The sequence below is a fragment of the Alkalihalobacillus sp. MEB130 genome, from assembly GCF_032335535.1.
Taxonomy (GTDB): domain Bacteria; phylum Bacillota; class Bacilli; order Bacillales; family Bacillaceae_D; genus Halalkalibacter.
In genome coordinates, this window is record NZ_JAOANA010000024.1 from 20,662 (window position 1) to 38,922 (window position 18,261).

At 37.2% G+C, this 18,261-nt stretch carries 17 protein-coding genes and 2 pseudogenes; 16 read left to right on the forward strand and 3 right to left on the reverse strand.

Features of this window, described 5'->3' with window-relative positions:
• Nucleotides 1-16: 16 nt before the first annotated feature.
• Nucleotides 17-1,657: a chaperonin GroEL gene (gene groL, locus N0O92_RS19570; protein ID WP_315616329.1), complete on the forward strand. Its 1,641-nt coding sequence runs from the start codon at nucleotides 17-19 to the stop codon at nucleotides 1,655-1,657.
• 83 nt (nucleotides 1,658-1,740) lie between these two features.
• Here groL and N0O92_RS19575 read toward each other — a convergent pair whose 3' ends face one another.
• Nucleotides 1,741-2,955: a site-specific integrase gene (locus N0O92_RS19575; RefSeq protein ID WP_315616330.1), complete on the reverse strand. Its 1,215-nt coding sequence runs from the start codon at nucleotides 2,953-2,955 to the stop codon at nucleotides 1,741-1,743.
• A 137-nt stretch (nucleotides 2,956-3,092) separates the two neighbouring features.
• On the opposite strand from N0O92_RS19575, the gene N0O92_RS19580 reads away from it, so the two are divergent.
• Nucleotides 3,093-3,287 (forward strand): DUF7695 domain-containing protein, encoded by a 195-nt coding sequence (locus N0O92_RS19580; RefSeq protein ID WP_315616331.1) that lies wholly within the window; start codon nucleotides 3,093-3,095, stop codon nucleotides 3,285-3,287.
• A 74-nt stretch (nucleotides 3,288-3,361) separates the two neighbouring features.
• Here N0O92_RS19580 and N0O92_RS19585 read toward each other — a convergent pair whose 3' ends face one another.
• A complete protein-coding gene (locus tag N0O92_RS19585; RefSeq protein WP_315616332.1) occupies nucleotides 3,362-4,612 on the reverse strand; it encodes a site-specific integrase in 1,251 nt (416 codons plus the stop codon).
• A 294-nt stretch (nucleotides 4,613-4,906) separates the two neighbouring features.
• On the opposite strand from N0O92_RS19585, the pseudogene sufU reads away from it, so the two are divergent.
• From sufU to N0O92_RS19605, 3 genes and pseudogenes are all read left to right on the forward strand, one after another.
• A pseudogene (sufU, locus tag N0O92_RS19590) lies at nucleotides 4,907-5,251 on the forward strand (Fe-S cluster assembly sulfur transfer protein SufU); the annotation flags it as partial.
• A 15-nt stretch (nucleotides 5,252-5,266) separates the two neighbouring features.
• Nucleotides 5,267-5,709: pseudogene (locus N0O92_RS23855) on the forward strand (CobW family GTP-binding protein).
• Between the two features lie 45 nt (nucleotides 5,710-5,754).
• Nucleotides 5,755-5,940, forward strand: a complete 186-nt coding sequence (locus N0O92_RS19605) for a sortase family protein (protein ID WP_396334557.1) — start codon at nucleotides 5,755-5,757, stop codon at nucleotides 5,938-5,940.
• Here N0O92_RS19605 and N0O92_RS19610 read toward each other — a convergent pair.
• Nucleotides 5,921-7,120 carry a sugar diacid recognition domain-containing protein gene (locus N0O92_RS19610; protein WP_315616335.1) on the reverse strand — a complete coding sequence of 400 codons (1,200 nt, stop codon included), beginning with the start codon at nucleotides 7,118-7,120 and terminating at the stop codon, nucleotides 5,921-5,923. The genes N0O92_RS19605 and N0O92_RS19610 overlap by 20 nt on opposite strands.
• Before the next feature lie 427 nt (nucleotides 7,121-7,547).
• On the opposite strand from N0O92_RS19610, the gene N0O92_RS19615 reads away from it, so the two are divergent.
• The 11 genes from N0O92_RS19615 to N0O92_RS19665 all read left to right on the forward strand — a co-directional run bounded on the left by N0O92_RS19615 (nucleotide 7,548) and on the right by N0O92_RS19665 (nucleotide 18,183).
• Nucleotides 7,548-8,714 (forward strand): NAD(P)/FAD-dependent oxidoreductase, encoded by a 1,167-nt coding sequence (locus tag N0O92_RS19615; protein WP_315616336.1) that lies wholly within the window; start codon nucleotides 7,548-7,550, stop codon nucleotides 8,712-8,714.
• A gap of 26 nt (nucleotides 8,715-8,740) precedes the next feature.
• Nucleotides 8,741-9,526, forward strand: coding sequence for an SDR family NAD(P)-dependent oxidoreductase (locus N0O92_RS19620; protein WP_315616337.1), 786 nt, complete (start codon nucleotides 8,741-8,743; stop codon nucleotides 9,524-9,526).
• Nucleotides 9,527-9,597: 71 nt separating this feature from the next.
• On the forward strand, nucleotides 9,598-11,037 hold the full coding sequence (gene nhaC / locus N0O92_RS19625) for a Na+/H+ antiporter NhaC (protein ID WP_315616338.1): 1,440 nt from the start codon (nucleotides 9,598-9,600) through the stop codon (nucleotides 11,035-11,037).
• 40 nt (nucleotides 11,038-11,077) lie between these two features.
• A complete protein-coding gene (locus N0O92_RS19630; protein ID WP_315616339.1) occupies nucleotides 11,078-11,851 on the forward strand; it encodes a LamB/YcsF family protein in 774 nt (257 codons plus the stop codon).
• Between the two features lie 32 nt (nucleotides 11,852-11,883).
• Complete coding sequence (gene pxpB / locus N0O92_RS19635) at nucleotides 11,884-12,618, forward strand: 5-oxoprolinase subunit PxpB (protein WP_315616340.1); 735 nt, start codon at nucleotides 11,884-11,886, stop codon at nucleotides 12,616-12,618.
• Entirely contained in the window at nucleotides 12,606-13,574 is a 969-nt protein-coding gene (locus N0O92_RS19640; protein ID WP_315616341.1) for a 5-oxoprolinase subunit C family protein, read from the forward strand. The genes pxpB and N0O92_RS19640 overlap by 13 nt, the downstream gene beginning before the upstream one ends.
• 34 nt (nucleotides 13,575-13,608) lie before the next feature.
• Nucleotides 13,609-14,094, forward strand: a complete 486-nt coding sequence (gene accB, locus N0O92_RS19645) for an acetyl-CoA carboxylase biotin carboxyl carrier protein (RefSeq protein WP_315616342.1) — start codon at nucleotides 13,609-13,611, stop codon at nucleotides 14,092-14,094.
• 36 nt (nucleotides 14,095-14,130) lie between these two features.
• On the forward strand, nucleotides 14,131-15,492 hold the full coding sequence (gene accC, locus N0O92_RS19650) for an acetyl-CoA carboxylase biotin carboxylase subunit (RefSeq protein ID WP_315616343.1): 1,362 nt from the start codon (nucleotides 14,131-14,133) through the stop codon (nucleotides 15,490-15,492).
• A 20-nt stretch (nucleotides 15,493-15,512) separates the two neighbouring features.
• The gene (locus tag N0O92_RS19655; RefSeq protein ID WP_315616344.1) at nucleotides 15,513-16,256 is read left to right on the forward strand and encodes a class II aldolase/adducin family protein; all 744 of its coding nucleotides are present in this window, start codon (nucleotides 15,513-15,515) and stop codon (nucleotides 16,254-16,256) included.
• A 216-nt stretch (nucleotides 16,257-16,472) separates the two neighbouring features.
• Nucleotides 16,473-17,750: a Glu/Leu/Phe/Val family dehydrogenase gene (locus N0O92_RS19660; RefSeq protein ID WP_315616370.1), complete on the forward strand. Its 1,278-nt coding sequence runs from the start codon at nucleotides 16,473-16,475 to the stop codon at nucleotides 17,748-17,750.
• A 304-nt stretch (nucleotides 17,751-18,054) separates the two neighbouring features.
• Complete coding sequence (locus N0O92_RS19665) at nucleotides 18,055-18,183, forward strand: hypothetical protein (protein ID WP_315616345.1); 129 nt, start codon at nucleotides 18,055-18,057, stop codon at nucleotides 18,181-18,183.
• Nucleotides 18,184-18,261 lie beyond the last annotated feature (78 nt).

An 18,261-nucleotide genomic window follows, 5' to 3' on the forward strand; every position in this document is an offset into this window, starting at 1 on the left:
TTAGGAGGTAGAAATCATGGCAAAAGATATTAAGTTTAGTGAAGACGCACGTCGTTCTATGCTACGCGGTGTAGATGCACTTGCGAACGCTGTGAAAGTAACACTTGGACCAAAAGGACGTAACGTTGTTCTTGAGAAAAAATTTGGTTCTCCATTAATTACAAATGATGGTGTAACAATTGCAAAAGAGATCGAGCTTGAAGATGCATTCGAAAACATGGGTGCAAAGCTTGTTGCTGAAGTAGCTAGCAAAACGAACGATATTGCAGGGGACGGTACAACAACGGCAACAGTTCTTGCTCAAGCTATGATTCGCGAAGGTCTTAAAAACGTAACATCTGGTGCAAACCCGATGGTTATCCGTAAAGGGATCGAAAAAGCAACTGCTGCTGCAGTGACTGAGCTTAAGAACATCTCTAAGCCAATCGAAGGAAAAGCTTCTATTGCACAAGTTGCAGCAATTTCTTCTGCTGATGATGAAGTAGGTCAAATCATTGCTGAAGCAATGGATCGTGTTGGTAACGACGGTGTTATCACAATCGAAGAGTCTAAAGGTTTCTCTACTGAGCTTGAAGTAGTAGAAGGTATGCAATTCGATCGCGGATATGCGTCTCCATACATGGTAACAGATTCTGATAAAATGGAAGCTGTTCTTGACAACCCATACGTTCTTATCACTGACAAGAAGATCTCTAACATTCAAGAAGTTCTTCCTGTTCTTGAGCAAGTGGTACAACAAGGTAAGCCGATCCTTATCATCGCTGAAGATGTTGAAGGTGAAGCTCTTGCAACACTTGTAGTGAACAAATTACGTGGTACATTCAACGCTGTAGCTGTAAAAGCTCCAGGATTTGGTGACCGTCGTAAAGCAATGCTTGAAGACATTGCAACACTTACAGGTGGTGAAGTGATCACAGAAGACCTAGGTCTTGACCTTAAGTCTGCTAACATCACTCAACTTGGCCGCGCTGGTAAAGTGGTTGTTACAAAAGAAAACACAACAATCGTTGAAGGTGCTGGAGACGCAGCTGCAATCTCTGGTCGCGTAAGCCAAATCAAGTCACAACTTGAAGAAACAACTTCTGAGTTTGACAAAGAGAAGTTACAAGAGCGTCTAGCTAAGCTAGCTGGTGGTGTAGCGGTTCTTAAAGTTGGTGCGGCAACTGAAACTGAACTTAAAGAGCGTAAACTACGCATTGAAGATGCACTTAACTCAACTCGTGCTGCAGTTGAAGAAGGTATCGTAGCTGGTGGTGGTACAGCACTTGTTAACGTTATTAAAGCTGTTCAAGCAGTTCAAGCTGACGGCGACGAAGCAACAGGTGTGAACATCGTTCTACGTGCTCTTGAAGAGCCAGTTCGTCAAATTGCACACAACGCAGGTCTCGAAGGATCTGTTATCGTTGAGCGCCTTAAAGGTGAAGAAATTGGTCAAGGTTTCAACGCTGCAACTGGCGAGTGGGTAAACATGGTTGAAGCGGGTATCGTTGATCCAACGAAAGTAACTCGTTCAGCTCTACAACACGCTGCATCTGTATCTGCTATGTTCTTAACAACTGAAGCTGTTATCGCTGATAAGCCAGAAGAAAACGCTGGCGGCGGCATGCCTGACATGGGCGGCATGGGCGGTATGGGTGGAATGGGCGGCATGATGTAATCTGCCCCTTAAACCCTTGGTATGAATGGGTTTGTTGGTAAGGTGAGAGTGAAATGCTAACATTTTGCTAACATTGAGGTTAATTAACGGAGGCTTCTCATGAGTTCACTGAACTTTTGAGAGGCTTCTTTTTTCATTTCTTGGGTGACATGGAGATATACATTTTTTGTGATTTGGTCATCTGTATGACCGAGACGATCCATGATTTGTTCGAGTGAGACACGGGCTTCAGCAAGAAGTGACGTATGAGTGTGTCGCAAAGAGTGAGGTGTTAACTCTTCATTAAGGCTAGCGATGGTAAGCAGCCTTTTCGTACGGTCTCGAACGTTTTTTATTACAATAGGACAACCGAACTGTCGCTCCATCTTTGCAAAAATAAAGTCTTTATTGTAGTAGTCGTTACCTAGTCGCTTTATTACTTGCTTCTGAACGTCTTTGTGGTCTTTTAAAGCTTGAATAACTTCTTCATCTATGACAACTTTCCGCCTAGACTTTCGAGTTTTTGGTGGGACCAATTGATACTCCAAAGTATTATTATTTGGATTATAATACGTTTTGGTTATGCTTATCGTTTGGTTTATAAAGTCTATATCCCTCCATTTGAGAGCAACTAACTCTCCGACTCTTATTCCTGTATAGGCTAGGGTTAGAAACGCCAAATAATCATGTTCAAGCCCATGTTGTTTAGCCGTTTCTAAAAACAAGGCAAGTTCTTCTTTTTCAAGGTAATTTGGAACTTCCTCTTCTTCAAGTTGTTCAATCGTTTTCTTGTCTTTTTTAACGTAAGCAAACTCAGTCGGATCCTTCTTAATAAGCTCGAGTTCTAAAGCTTTTCGAAAAATCATTCTTCCTGTTCGGTTGATCCCCTCCCTCGTACTATCAGATAAACCTTGATCTTTTAAATCATTGAGAGCATCTTGATACATCTTTCTGGTGATGTCTTTTAACTTTAATTGGGCAAAATAAGGTAACAATCTCCCGATTTCATGGAGTCGAACTCGAATCGTACCGGGTTTTACATCTTTTGATTCACTGTAGACTGGTAGCCACTCACTTGCAAAGTTTCCAAAGGTTTTATCTGTTTCTTCTACATATGTTCCTTCGAATAATTCATGAATTAGTGTCGTGGCAGCCGTTTCCGCTTCTTGCTTGGTACTAAATCCACTTTTTGATTTTTGCTTTCTTTTACCGGAAACTGGGTCTATTCCTTCATCAACTACAAATGCCCATTTAGCACCGCAAGTACACCTTTTCTTCTTCTTGCACGTGCAGTTTCTTCGATAACAATGTCCTTTCATTGCATTGAAAAACCTCACTTTCATATTTGATGGTGTTACAAATATCCATTATGCCCAGTTTTTATTAAACAATTCTTCTTGTTGAATAGCCTAAATTCATATGTTATGTGTAGTATGATGAATGTGGGGGGATAGTGATGAGTAAAACGATAAAAAGAAATGTGATTCGCTGCAAACATTGTAACGATGTTATAGAATCTAAAAATCAACATGACTTTAGAAGGTGTAAGTGTGGACGTGTAGCGGTTGATGGAGGATTAGAATATGCTAAACGCTCTTTCCCATCTAGCCCGGCTGAGGAACATTTTGAAGAATTAATGGAATATGAATAATCCATAGGTGAAATTTCAACTATATGTAAGTGAAAGCGAAATGCTTAGATTTTGCTTTCAATTTAAATGGTATACTAACTATCCATGAAATCTTTAAACTTGTCAGAAGCTTCTCTCTTTACGGGATCTGTTATATGAAGATATATTCTTCTAGTCATAACATCATCAAAATGGCCAAGTCGATCTTTTATGTCTTCAAGCCCTACTTTGGCTTCCGCAAGAAGAGAAGTATGCGTATGACGCAGGCTATGAGGGGTAAGGGTTGAGTTAAGATTTACTTTTTTTAATAGCCTATTCATTCTATTTTCTACTAACTTTGTTAAGATGGGATATCCATGATGCCGGTTAACATTGGTAAATATAAAATCCCTGTTTCTATAGGAATTACCTAAGTGGTTAATGATTTTTTGTTGCTCTTCTTTATGTTTCTTTAGTTTTTCAATTACAAGGTCAGCAACCGCTACTTTACGTTTAGATTTCTTTGTCTTTGGGGGAACTAATACATATTGTTTAGTATTGTTATTTTCATTGTAGTAAGTCTTATTAATGTTAATTCTATATTTGTGAAAATCAATATCTTTCCACTTGAGGGCAACTAATTCACCTATCCGCATCCCTGTGTATGCTAACACTGTAAAAATGATCTCATCCAAATAGAGTCCATGCTCCTTAGCGGCATTGAGAAAGGTCTTTAGCTCTTGCTTTTCAAAATACTTAGGTAAATCAATGTCATTTTGACCGTCTAGATCTACATCGTTCCTTTTAGTTGTATCTATTTCTTGTTTCATCTCATCTATAGTTTCTTCGCCTGATTCAATAATAGTTTCCTTCTCCTTATTAATGTAGCCATTTGCTGAAGGGTCTTCTTTTATCAGTTTTCTACGACATGCCATTTCAAAAATCATTCTCCCGGTTGAATGAATTCCCTGTAGCGTTCTAAGTGAAAGCTCTTTACATAAATCATTTAAAGCTTCTTGATACATATCTTCAGTGATATTTTTTAATTTTATATGTGCAAAGTAGGGCAATAACTTTTTTACTCCATACTTTCTAATACGAATCGTACCCGGTTTGGGAGAAGTTCTTTCAATGTACATTGGTAACCATAAATCAGCAAAGTCTTTAAATTTGATATTAGACTCAATAAAGAAAGTCCCTTGATTAACTTCATTAACAATTACAGCAACAGCTGCTTCTGCTTCTTTTTTTGTCCTAAAACCGCCTTGAGATTTTTGTCTTCTTTCTCCTGTTTTGGGATCACGTCCAAGGTCTTGGTGAAACAACTGCTGAACAAAAACGTCAACAATTACTAACACACCCAGCATTGACGGATGTGACAGCAATTAAGGATGAAAAATTTATTGTTTTGCCACTTTCATCAGCTGCAGAAGGAGTTCGAGTGGCAAAAGCATTGGAGATAGTGGTTGAAGGTTTATATTAAATATGTATAATGAATGCATCTATTGTTTAATTCGTAATGATTACGAATTAAAAAGTGAAAGGTGGATGATTACATGCTTCAAGATCTTTATCGGAAAGTGGTGATGGATCATGCAAAGTATCGTAGGAACACAGGGGTGTTGGACGGGGAACAAGTTAAGTAAGTTCACTATAAAAACCCGACATGCGGAGATATCATCACATTGTATATAGATGTCGATCAGAATAAGGTTAAGAATGTTTCATTTGAAGGAGAAGATTGTAGTATTAGCATGGCTGCCTCTTCGATGATGACGGAATTAATTAAAGGAAAAAGCCTGGTTGATGTTTCGGAGCTGAGGTATGAGTTTGAGCAGTTGATTCGAAACGGAAAACAAACGAATCCAGAAGTTGATCTTCAAGATGCGATGTCACTTAAAGGTGTTCATAAGTTAAGAGCAAGACATAACTGTGCATTAATGGCCTGGCAGGCTTTAGATAAGGTATTAGTTGATGTACAAGGGTATAAAGGGATCAAAGGGTAACTGTGAGGTGTATGCATGAAGAAAAAAGTTGAGATTGTCATACTAAGTGGATTTCTAGGGAGTGGAAAAAGTACATTATTATCTCGACTTCTATCCTATGAAAAGAAGAAGGGGCGTAAGGTAGCAGTGTTAATGAATGAGCTAGGAAAAGTGAGTATTGATTCCTCAGTTGTTCCTACAAATATCCCTTTAAAGGAAATGTTAAATGGATGCATTTGCTGTTCGATACAAGGAGAGCTGACTGCCAATTAAAAAGTATAACAGAAGAGCATAAACTTGATGTGATCTACATTGAAGCAACTGGTGCGGCCCACCCGTTAGATGTGCTTGACGCATGCACTCATCCTTTGTTAATAGAAACGATTCAAATTCATTCCATTATCACTGTAGTGAATGCAAAGCAATTGCTAGAGCAAAAGATCAATAACAAGCTAAAAAAATTGATCGCTCTTTCATAGTCAACATACGATTTACTTTGATACGTTCTACGAAGGAAGGTTATGATGTCGAAATTCTTCTCAGTTTATATGACAACAACTGATTTTTATTATATCCAAACAGACTTATTAAGTGACGATGAGTATGTAGCCTTTCTACAAAAAAATATTGATAAATCATTGTTCAGTATGGATACGATCTTACATGCAGTTGATCAAATTATCACATTATCTAAGTTTGATAATTCTTGATCATCATATATAAAAGCAAACAATGCTCGAAATTAGATATGTCTAAATTAGCTAATTTCTTTATTTTTTCTAATCGATAGATCAATGAATTGCGATGAATAAATAATTCACGTGCTGTCTCACTAATATTCATATTGCATTTACAGTACATTAAGAAAGTTTGAGATAACACATCAAAGCTGTCATGTTTCAAAAAGGAAGAATATGTTTCGTGAATTTTTTTAAAAGAGTTTGTAGGTAACTCATTTAATAACATTTCTAATAAGATAGTCTGGTTTTTAGAATTGAAAAAATGATTATTATTGTTTATTTTTTTTCCGGCATCTAGTGTTTTTAGAGCATCTTGGTAAGATCTTATTACTCCAATAATTCCATTATTATTATGTAAGCCCCCAATTGCTACAAACGCAGATACATTATACCTCTCTTCTAAAAGTGTATTAAGTTTCTTTGTTTTCTCCTCCAACTTTCTAAGAAAGGAATCATCGATTTCATTCAAATAGACGGTTTTTAAAATGCAATACTGTTCAAAGTTTAAAGATCCAATCATATCTTCTTGATCATCTTTAAACAAATCACTAATGATTTCAAGCAGGTCATACTGAAACTGTTGTATATTTGATTGTTGACAATGTCCATCATCTATATTCAACGTGGTTTTTAATTCAATAATGAAACAAACGCGATTAAAGGTTAAATCAAATCCTAACATTTTGCTATATCTTATAATATAATCCGTATCCTGCTTGCTATTGTCAAAGTGAAGAATATAGTGAATCAATTTGTCTATAGAACTTGCCTCGAACGATTTTACTTCTTTTCGTATTTCCTCATAACACATCATTTCGATATGATTTCTAACGAGACGAATATAATTTTCCGTTTCAGAATCCTCTTTAATTTTTCCGATAATACCAAGGGCGCCTATTACTTCCCCATTCACAATAATAGGTGCTGCCACTCCAGGAAAAAGATTTGTATACTTTCGTGAATCTTTCTCAGTCCAATACATCAATTTTTTATTTTTGATAACGATTGAAAGCAAATCATCAAATATCCCTATTCTACTTTGGTCATTTACACCGATTAAATATCCATGTTCATCTGCAATACTAACGGGATAACCAATAATTTTAGACGTATCATCTGATAATTTCTGAGCAATCTGTTTTAGGATCATTCTTTTTTTCACCTTCTTCTAAAATGATTCGTTAGTATACTTTGAAAATCTAAACCTTCTTTTTAAAATACTATCCTACAAATAAAAAAGAAAGTAAAACTGAATGCGCTTTTTTATAATATTTGTATTTTAGTAAATTTTCGTGCAATTTGTCCAGTGAAAGTACTCTCATTCATAGATTTTTTCGTGCAGTATAGGCGTTGTATTACATGGCGTATACAAAATATAATGTAAATAATTCGAATTTTCTCAAAATGTATGAGGTGGTTAATTTGACTAGAAAATAAATCGAATGATTGATGAAAGGCATAGGGAAAAGTGAGAGATAGAGAAACATTTAATCTAATTCAGCTAGTTTCGAAACTAGCGTTGAGAATTCTGAGAAATTATTTAACTATTTTTAGACTTTTAAAAAGGAAGTGATCGTATGAGCAAACAATTTGATGTAATTATTGTTGGAGGAGGAATTATGGCAGCTAGTCTTGCCTACAACCTTCGCAAAGATGGTTTTACGGGAAGTATTTGTATTTTCGAAAAAGATTCCATTTATGAATATTCTTCGACTCCTAGAAGCGAAGGGGGAATTCGCCAAACCTTTAGTACAGAGATAAATATTAAAATGAGCCAATATAGCTATCAAGTCTACAAAAATTTTGAAGAAGAAATGGCAATAGATGGAGACCCCTGCCATATTGATTTTCACCAAAATGGTTACTTGTATCTATTAAATGATAAAGCCCTCCCTATTTTCAAAGAAATCATGAAAATTCAAAAGTCCCTCGGAGTAAGAGCGAATCTAATGAATCAACACGAAACAAAATATTTCTTTCCTGAACTTAATGTAGAAGATTTAGCGGGATCTGTATTTGACCCAGATGCTGGGAATGCCGATCCATACTCTGTATTACAAGGTTATTTAAAAAAGATTAAAACAATGGGAGTTTCGTTTGTTTATGGGGAGGTTGATACCATCTTGACTGAAACTCAAAAAGTAACGGGCATTAAAATGAAAGATGGAGAATCCTATTACGCACCAGTAGTCGTAAATGCTGCAGGGGCATGGTCCGGAGAATTAAGTAAAAAGATCGGGATTGAGATTCCGGTTAAACCTGTTCGTCGTCAGTTGTTTAGTATTGATACAACGAAAAAATTTAGTCATACCATTCCTTTTACATTTGATCCTACAGGTCTTCACTTTCGTGGAGAAGGTTCGAAAATTGTTGTTGGATGGGCAAAGGATGTCACATATGGATATGATTTCAAACTAGAAAAATCGTTTTTTGAAGAGGAGATCTGGCCTGTTCTCGCTGAGAGATGTCCGATTTTTGAACAATTAAAGGTGGAACGAGGTTGGGCTGGACTTTATGACTATAATCCTATTGATCATAATGCAATTATAGGAGGTCATCCAGATTTGAAAGGATATTACATTATTTCTGGATTTAGCGGACATGGATTCCAACATGCTCCAGCTGCAGGGAAAGGCCTATCAGAATTAATTCATCAAGGAAAATATGAAACGATTGATATGTCTCCATTATCTGTAGAAAGGTTTGCAACAAATAAACCTGTTTTGGAAACAGCAGTATTTTAGACCCAAAAAAAGACGGAGGGATCAAGATGAGATTAAAAGGAAAAGTAACAATCATAACAGGTGGGAGTCAAGGGATTGGTCAAGCGACTGCCAAAAAACTTGGTGAACATGGCTCCAAAATTGTTATAGCTGACATAAATGAAGAGATAGGGTTAAAAACGGTTGATGAATTAAGAGAGCAAGATATTGAAGCAATTTTTGTTAAAACAGATGTAAGTAATGAAGAGGATGTAAAAGGTCTGATACAACATACTGAAAACCAATTTGGAGGACTTGACGCATTAGTCAATAACGCGGCAGCCACACTTCGAAAATCAGTCAAAGACACTTCATTAGAAGAATGGCAAAAAATAATAAATATAAACTTAACTGGTACCTTTCTTTGTTCAAAGTATGCTATTCCAGCAATGGAGAAACGTGAAGGAGGAGCAATTGTGAACATGGCCTCTTGGCATGCAGATAGAACCATTACGCGATTTGCTGCTTACGCTGCTTCTAAAGGTGGGATGACAGCCTTGACAAGGCAAATGGCTTTAGATTGTGGCCCTCTTAATATCCGTGTAAATGCTGTGTGTCCTAGTACTGTGGATACACCTATGTTATATGAATCATTTAAAAGCCTGCCAGACCCAGAAGAGGCTTTTAAGCAGACATTAGCTTATCAACCTCTCGGCAGAATTGCAACAGGAGAAGACATTGCCAATGCCTGTTTATTTCTTATTTCAGATGAATCAGCTTATATTAGCGGGCACTCGCTAATGGTAGACGGTGGTACGTTCAATAAAGTGGCAAGACCATTAATGTTTGATTGATTTTAATCGTTTAATCTAGGGAATTGTGAAAAAGCCATACCGTAAAAAAATTAGTTGATTGGAGATGTCGCATGCTAAACAACAATATTCGTTTACCTAAGTTGTCTGAAATATTTATGGTTCTTGCATTGTTTTTAGTCATCATGTATTGTTCTCTCTCGGTTTTCAATTTCCCTATTCATTTACCTCTCATAGCAGCATGGTTTTTAGTCATATTTCTAGGATTACGTCTTGGACATTCTTACAACAGTTTACAAACATCCATTTCAAATGGAATCCACGCTGGATTAGATGCGATACTTGTTATCATTTTTGTCGGTGCATTAATTGGAACGTGGATAGCTGGTGGGATTGTCCCAACGATTATCTATTATGGACTAGAGATTATTCATCCTAGTATTTTTCTTTTAGCTACGTTACTTATTTGTGCAGTTACCGCACTAGCGACAGGTACATCTTGGGGAACGGTTGGAACAGCTGGTATTGCCATGATGGGGATTGGCGAAAGTTTCGGAATTCCTCTCCCTCTAGTAGCGGGTGCAGTCATTTCTGGTGCATATTTTGGTGATAAACTTTCTCCTCTGTCAGATACTACTGTTTTAACCTCTTCTCTAGCAAGAGTTGAAATAATAGCTCATATCCGATCAATGCTTGTTATTGGTTTTCCTGCTCTTTTGATTTCTGGAATTCTATTTTTGATAGCTGGGTTTTTATTTAATAGAAATGGAAGTGATTTGAGTATTGTTCAAGAGAATATCAATGCGTTACAAGTTCATTTTAATGTTGGGTGGTATATGCTCATTCCTATGTTAATCGTTATTATCATGTTGGCTAGGAGAGTGCCAACGATACCTGCACTCGCGATAGGTTCTGTATTAGGTATCGTTTGGGCTTGGTTGTTTCAGGGAGTAGATGTCGTTTCAGCAATTTCTACATTATATAGTGGTTATGCGATTGAATCTGGAGTTCCTTTTATTGATCAATTGTTTAATCGTGGCGGTATTGAATCGATGTTAGGCCTTATTGCGATCATGATACTAGCATTAGGTTTTGGTGGGTTAATGGATCATATTGGTACGTTAGATGTTCTTAGAGATAGAATGGCTAAATTTATTACGGGTTCTGGAAGTTTAACTTTAGCTACAATTCTATCAGCTTTCATGGGTAATTTCTTTGGAAGTGCAGGGTATGTCTCATTAATTACAGGTGCCAAAATGACAGATAAAAGTTATGAAAAATTAAAGATAGATAAACGTGTATTATCTAGAAATGTGGAGACAGGAGGCACCTTGACTGCACCTATGGTCGGTTGGTCTGATAACGGTTTATATATGGCTGCCGTACTTGGTGTAGCGACGATGTCCTATATTCCATTTTTATGGTTGAACTTTGTTGCGATTGGTATCGCGTTGTTTTATGGATTTTCCGGTAAATTTATTTGGTATGTAGAAGACAGTGACCCGAACAAAAATGAGAAGGTCGACACTAAAGTTCCAAACATAAATGCATAGTATCCTAAATACTAAAAAACATATTTTTAGAGGTGGAATAATGGGAAAGAAGATTGATTTAAACTGCGATATGGGTGAAGGCTTTGGTCCTTATAGCTTTGGTACGGATGACGAAATAATTAAGTTAGTATCTTCTGCAAATATTGCTTGTGGGTTCCACGCGGGAGACCCTAATATTATGGATCACACGGTAAAAATGGCGAAGGAACATAATGTAGGAATTGGTGTGCACATAGGATTTCCTGATCGACTAGGTTTCGGGAGAAGAGATATAGATGTGTCACGGAAAGATTTAATGAATTATATCATTTATCAAATAGGAGCATTGGAAGCCTTTTGTAAAAAGCATCAAGTAGAGATTCAACATGTCAAGGCGCATGGGAGTATGGGCAACATGTCATTTGTGAATCGAATGATTGCAGATGCGATTGTAGACGCTGTTCAGTTGGTGATTCCTGAAACAAAATTATATGTACTACCTGGAACGGAAATTCATAAGGCAGCAGAAGAAAAAGGTATATCTTTTGTTCTAGAAGTGTTTGCAGACCGTGCATACAACGAGGACTTAACACTTGTCTCACGTAAATTACCAGGTGCTGTTATCAAAAATCCAGAAGAAGCAGCTGAGAATGTATTAAGAATGATTTTAGAAGGAAAAGCCAAAACACTTGACGGAGAGTTGATTGACATTCAGGCAGACAGTGTTTGTGTACATGGAGACACTCAAGGAGCACTTGAAATTGTACGTTTCTTAAAAGGACGAATAGAAGAAAAAGGGATTGAAATTGCTCCTGTAGGAAACTGGCATAAGTAGATGATTTAAGTTGTTAGAAAGGAGCACGAGCTTTGGAATCTCAAACAGTAAATATTGCGCCCTCCTATTTAATGATGGGCGATAAGGCCGTAGTCATTCAGTTTGAACAAATTGTATCTATTGAAACGAATAAGAAAGTACAAATTATTTCTCGTTTGATTGAAGAGCAAAACATAATTGGAATTACTCAACTGATTCCCGCTTTTAATAATCTTACAGTTTGTTATGATCCTATTCTGATAGGGCAAGGCGAATTATTACAAGAGCTTAAAAAAATAGAAGGTCAAGTATCCATTGACTTTCAGTTGAACAATAAAACGCTATATGTTCCAGTTGCTTTTGGGGGGGAGTACGGTCCTGATTTAGAGGAAATAGCTAACCATGCCGGACTTAGTCAGAAAGAGATTATTTCAATTCTCCAAAATACCCCTTACTACGTTTACATGATTGGATTTATTGCAGGTTATCCGTACAGCGGTGATATAGATAAAAGATTATCTATTCCAAGGCGATCTAATCCTCGTATGAAGGTAGAGAAAGGTACAGTGCAAATTGTTAATAACTTAACAGGTATTTTTACGATGACCGCACCATCAGGATGGCATCTAGTCGGATGGACACCAATGGATATATTTGATCCCCATTTGGAACAAATTAGTAGGCTGAATGCAGGTGATTCTATCCAATATGTAGAGATTAGTAAAGATGAAGCCAAACTGTGGAACGAAGAGCGGCAGTGGGAGTGGGATCTAAAATGGAATTCGTGAAAGTAATTAAACCGGGATTATTAACAACCATTCAAGATTTGGGTCGCCCTCAACAGCGTGTTTTTGGTGTATCGGCTTCCGGTGCAATGGATTCATTCTCTTTCAGGATAGCTAACATTCTTGCAGGAAATGAAGAAAATACTGCTGCATTGGAAGTAACACTAGTGGGTCCACATCTGGTCTTTCAGCAGGAAGGTGTTATGGTCATAACTGGTGGGAATTTATCACCTTCTTTAAATAACAAACCCATTTCCATGTGGAAAGCTATACGTATAAAAAAGGGAGATGAATTAACCTTTGGTCGTTGTCTAGATGGCTGTCGCTCGTATATTGCCTTTTCTGGAGGTATTGATGTACCAGAAGTAATGGGAAGCAGGTCCACCTATATTCGTGGAAATTATGGAGGGTTTGAAGGAAGAGCACTTAAAGCTGGCGACTTACTTATGATTGGAAAGCCACAATTCAATCATACTGTTCTAAATGGAAGAAGACTTCGACCAATCGATACACCTGATTTTAAAACGAATCGTCCCGTTCGTATTATCCTTGGTCCTCACGATCAAGAATTTACAAAGGACTCACTTACTCATTTTTTAACTGAAGAATATAGCTTGTCAAATGATTCTGACCGAATGGGGTACAGACTTATGGGACCTCAACTAAAACATATAAATGGACCGGACATTATTTCCGATTTTATTTCAATGGGGACCATACAGGTTCCCGGAAATGGCTATCCAATTATACACATGGCAGATTGCGGTACCTCTGGGGGATATACAAAAATCGGTGTGGTTATAACGGCAGATTTATCATTTCTAGGACAGAGAAAGCCTGGAGATAAAATTGATTTTCAACCAATTAATATTGAAGAAGCTCATCATGAATTGAGAATACAAGAAACATTACTTTCAGAATTATCTTTAATTAATGATATGACAGTGAAATTATCGTAATTTAATCGTTTAAACAATAAAGGGAGGTTTGATTGTGTTTAAAGTCAATGAGATTAGTGAAGTAATCAAGCTAGTTGATCATTCGTCATCAGTTCAAGAATTTACTCTTGAACAAAATGATATAAAAATCACGATAAAAAAAGCAACCGCGGAAAAGAGTCTAACTGAAACACCTGTCAAAAGCCCTGTTCCAGAAGCAAGTACTTCACCTGATTTGAAAGAGAACAATCAAGCTGAAAATCAAAAGGTAGAAGATAACACAAACAAGGTTAGCGAGAATTTGGTAGAAATCACCTCTCCAATGATAGGTACATTTTATTCAAGTCCAAACCCTGAATCAGCTCCTTTTGTGGAAGTAGGTAAAAAGGTTCAGCAAGAAGATGTAGTTTGCATCCTAGAAGCTATGAAGCTATTTAATGAAATTGAATCAGAAGTAAAAGGAGAAATTGTAGAGGTTTTAGTGGAAGATGGTCAACTAGTAGATTACGGCCAACCAATGTTCAAAGTCAAAGTAGATTAATTCATCCTATCATTGAAGCGAATGGAGAGAATCAGAATGTTTAAGAAAGTATTAATTGCAAACAGGGGTGAAATTGCAGTTCGAGTCATAAGGGCTTGTAAAGAGATGGGCATTAAGACGGTCGCCGTTTACTCTGAAGCCGATAAAGATGCACTCCATGTTAAATTAGCTGATGAGGCTTGTTGTATAGGGAAATCTGCTTCTAAAGATAGCTATTTAAATATCTATAATATTATGAGTGTAGCAACTGCTTTAGAGGTCGATGCCATTCACCCTGGTTATGGTTTCTTATCTGAAAATGCTAGTTTTGCGGAAATATGCCAGAACTGCCGCATTACGTTTATTGGTCCTAGTCCGCTAGCTATTCAAAGAATGGGCGATAAATCTGTTGCTAGAGAGACAATGAAACAAGCAGCGGTACCAATTGTACCAGGTACGGACGGATTAATCTCTAATTTGGAAGAAGCCATTGCTATTGCGGAAGAAATCAAATTTCCCGTAATTGTAAAAGCAACTGCTGGTGGTGGCGGAAAGGGAATGCGACTTGCTTATGACCAAGATGAATTAAAAAAGTCGATTCTTCAAGCACAGCAGGAAGCCAAAACAGCATTTGGGAATTCAGGAGTTTATCTTGAAAAATATATAGAGGAACCACGCCATATCGAAATTCAAATTATGGCTGATCGATATGGAAATGTGATTCATTTAGGTGAACGCGATTGTTCCATTCAACGTCGTCATCAAAAGTTAGTTGAAGAAGCACCCTCTCCTGCACTTACTGAGGAATTACGAAGGGACATGGGAAATGCAGCCGTTCAGGCTGCCAAAGAAGTCCAATATCATGGAGCAGGAACCGTCGAGTTTTTACTGGATAAACATGGATCATTTTACTTTATGGAAATGAACACACGCATTCAAGTCGAGCATCCTGTTACGGAACTTATTACGGGGATTGACTTAATAAAGGAGCAAATTTCTGTTGCTGCTGGAAACAGTCTCTCCCTGAGTCAAGAAGATGTTCAGATTACTGGATGGTCAATTGAATGCCGAATTAACGCTGAAGATCCTTTGAAAAACTTTCTTCCAAGTCCCGGTAAGATAGAGATGTATCTTCCTCCTGGTGGGTTTGGAGTAAGAGTAGATAGTGCTGCTTATCCTGGATATGTGATCACCCCTTATTACGATTCAATGGTTGCCAAGGTGATTACTTGGGGGAAAGATCGAGAGGAAGCAATAGATCGAATGAAACGAGCTCTGGATGAACTCATCATCCTAGGTGTGAAAACGACGGTTCCTTTTCACTTGAAACTTTTGGAAAATGATTCCTTTATTAGTGGGGATTTTAATACAAAGTTTTTAGAGACACATAATCTTCAATTAGAAACTTTAAAAGTCTAAATATTAAGGAGTGTTTTAACATGAATGTTACTGAAAATAAAAGTCTTGAGCAAGAGCGCAAATCTCGTAAAGAAAAATTAGCAGGTTCGTTTCGTTTATTCTCCTTGTTTGGTTTTGACGAAGGGAATGCTGGACATATCACCGTCAAAGATCCAATAAGAGAGGATTGTTTTTGGGTAAATCCATATAATATGCATTTTAGCCAAATAAAGGTGTCTGATCTTGTATTGGTTAATCATGAAGGTGAAGTAGTAGAAGGAAATAGAGAAGTAAACAAAGCAGGTTTCACCATTCATTCTCGAATTCACAAAGCACGACCAGATGCTGTAGCAGCAGCCCATGCTCACTCTGTTTATGGTAAAGCTTGGTCAACTCTTGGAAGATATCTAGATCCGATTAATCAGGAAGCTTGTGCATTCTACGAAGATCACGGTTTATACGATAACTATACTGGCGTAGTACATCAGCTTGATGAAGGTGAGAGAATAGCAAAAGCGCTTGGAAACTACAAAGCTTGCATTCTTCAAAATCACGGGTTACTCACTGTTGGAGGATCAATTGAGGAAGCGATATGGTGGTTTGTAAATATGGAGAGATCTTGTCAAGTTCAGCTGATTGCAGAGGGGGCAGGTAACCCAAGGCTCATCTCTGAGGAGGATGCTAAACATACAGCTGCTCAAGTTGGATCACCAGAAGAAGCAAAACGGTGCTTTGCTCCTTTATGGGAAAGAATTGTCAATGCACAACCTGACTTTTTAAAATAAATAAAACCATTCTAAATAGTGTGATTTCTTTTTTGTTTTACATTTGTATCCCTATAGCTAGGGGGAAGTTGTGCAGCAAATCTCAAAAGGGAAATTCAGGTTAATATCTGGTAAATGTTGTTTGAAGCCAATAAAAACTTTTACTTCTTAAGAAAGCTTTTTGTGAAATCCATAATTAATTATTGAAGACGAGGTGTCAACGTGTCGGAATTAAAAATGCCAATCTTGAAAAAATCACTAGATGTCTCTTCTTCTGAAAATCCGCTAATTGAATTTCAATCTATATTAAAAGAGGCTATGGATATTCTGAATTATTCAAATGAGGCTTTTGAGTTACTTAAGGAGCCAATTCGTTTTTTAGAAGTAAAAATTCCAGTCAGAATGGATAATGGGAAAACAGAGGTGTTTGTTGGATATCGAGCTCAACATAATGACTCTACCGGACCGACAAAAGGGGGGATTCGATTCCATCCAAATGTCACAGCTGATGAAGTGAAAGCTTTATCTGGCTGGATGAGTTTAAAATGTGGAATCAATAGACTTCCTTACGGCGGGGCAAAAGGTGGCATTATCTGTGACCCGCGAAAAATGAGCAATAGGGAATTAGAACAGCTGAGTAGAGGATATGTTAGGGCAATTAGCCAGATTGTTGGCCCGACAAAAGATATACCAGCGCCGGATGTGTATACAAACTCTCAAATTATGGCTTGGATGCTCGATGAGTATGATCATTTACGTGAGTTTGATTCACCTAGTTTTATAACAGGTAAACCACTAGTACTTGGAGGATCACAAGGGAGAGAAACGGCAACTTCAAAAGGCGTATTATATACACTTCAGTTTATTAGCGACCTAAAGAAAATGCCTATTAAAGATATGAGAGTGATTATTCAGGGATTTGGTAATGTTGGTAGTTATCTAGCACAGTATTTACATGACATTGGTGCTAAAGTAATTGGAATTTCTGATGTTTTAGGGGGAATTTATAAGGAAGAGGGGTTAGATATTCCTTACTTGCTTTCCAAACGTGATTCATTCGGGATCGTATCTAATTTATATAGCAATTCAATTTCCAATGAGGAATTACTCGAAAAAGAATGTGATGTCCTTGTTCCTGCAGCTATTGGTGGTCAAATTAATAAACATAATGTCCATCGTCTTAAGTGTAAAATTGTGGTGGAAGCAGCAAATGGACCGACAACTAAAGATGCTATTAAAATTCTGAAAGACAAAGATATTATGGTTGTTCCTGACATTTTTGCAAATTCAGGTGGGGTAATCGTATCTTACTTTGAATGGTGCCAAAACAATCACGGGCACTATTGGACGGAACAACTAGTAGATGAGCGGCTAAAAGCAATAATGACTGACTCTTTCTCTAATATAATCAGAACCGCTGAATTTTACAAAGTCGATATGAAAGTTGCAGCCTATATTGAAGGAATACGCAGAATTGTTGAAGCTTCAGCAATTCGTGGTTGGATTCGATCTTGATCCCTTCCTCACTTCGGTGAAGAAGATAATTCCTGTTCACCTTTAGCTTTAGTACAGGTGCTATCTTAGGGCGTAAGGTAAAGTGTGTTAGAACAACCACTGTAGTTTTTACTCTTATACGTATGAAGCAATAAAGCTCACGAATTTACTTAGTAAACTAGGTAGCATAAGTTTTCAAAGTGAAATTGAAACTTATGCTATCTTGCTAGCTGAAATTCTTGAGTTCTCTGTTAACCTCTTTAAAGAAGAAAAAGTGTAACAACTCAAATTTATGAATATACAAGAATTTTTGGGGGCCGTTTATATGTGGATAATTACTGTCTACTCAAGTTTAAACATTACAATGTTCGAATTTGATTCAGAAAAAGAAGCCAGAGAAGCTTACGAGGAAATCCAAGGTTGTAAAATTCTTTCTGAGGTTGTTTGTCTTTAATGGATCCATATCGAGCGATCGATCACTTAATTATCTGAGGCTCAGCGGTTACAAATCTAATTTAAGAATAAATTGATT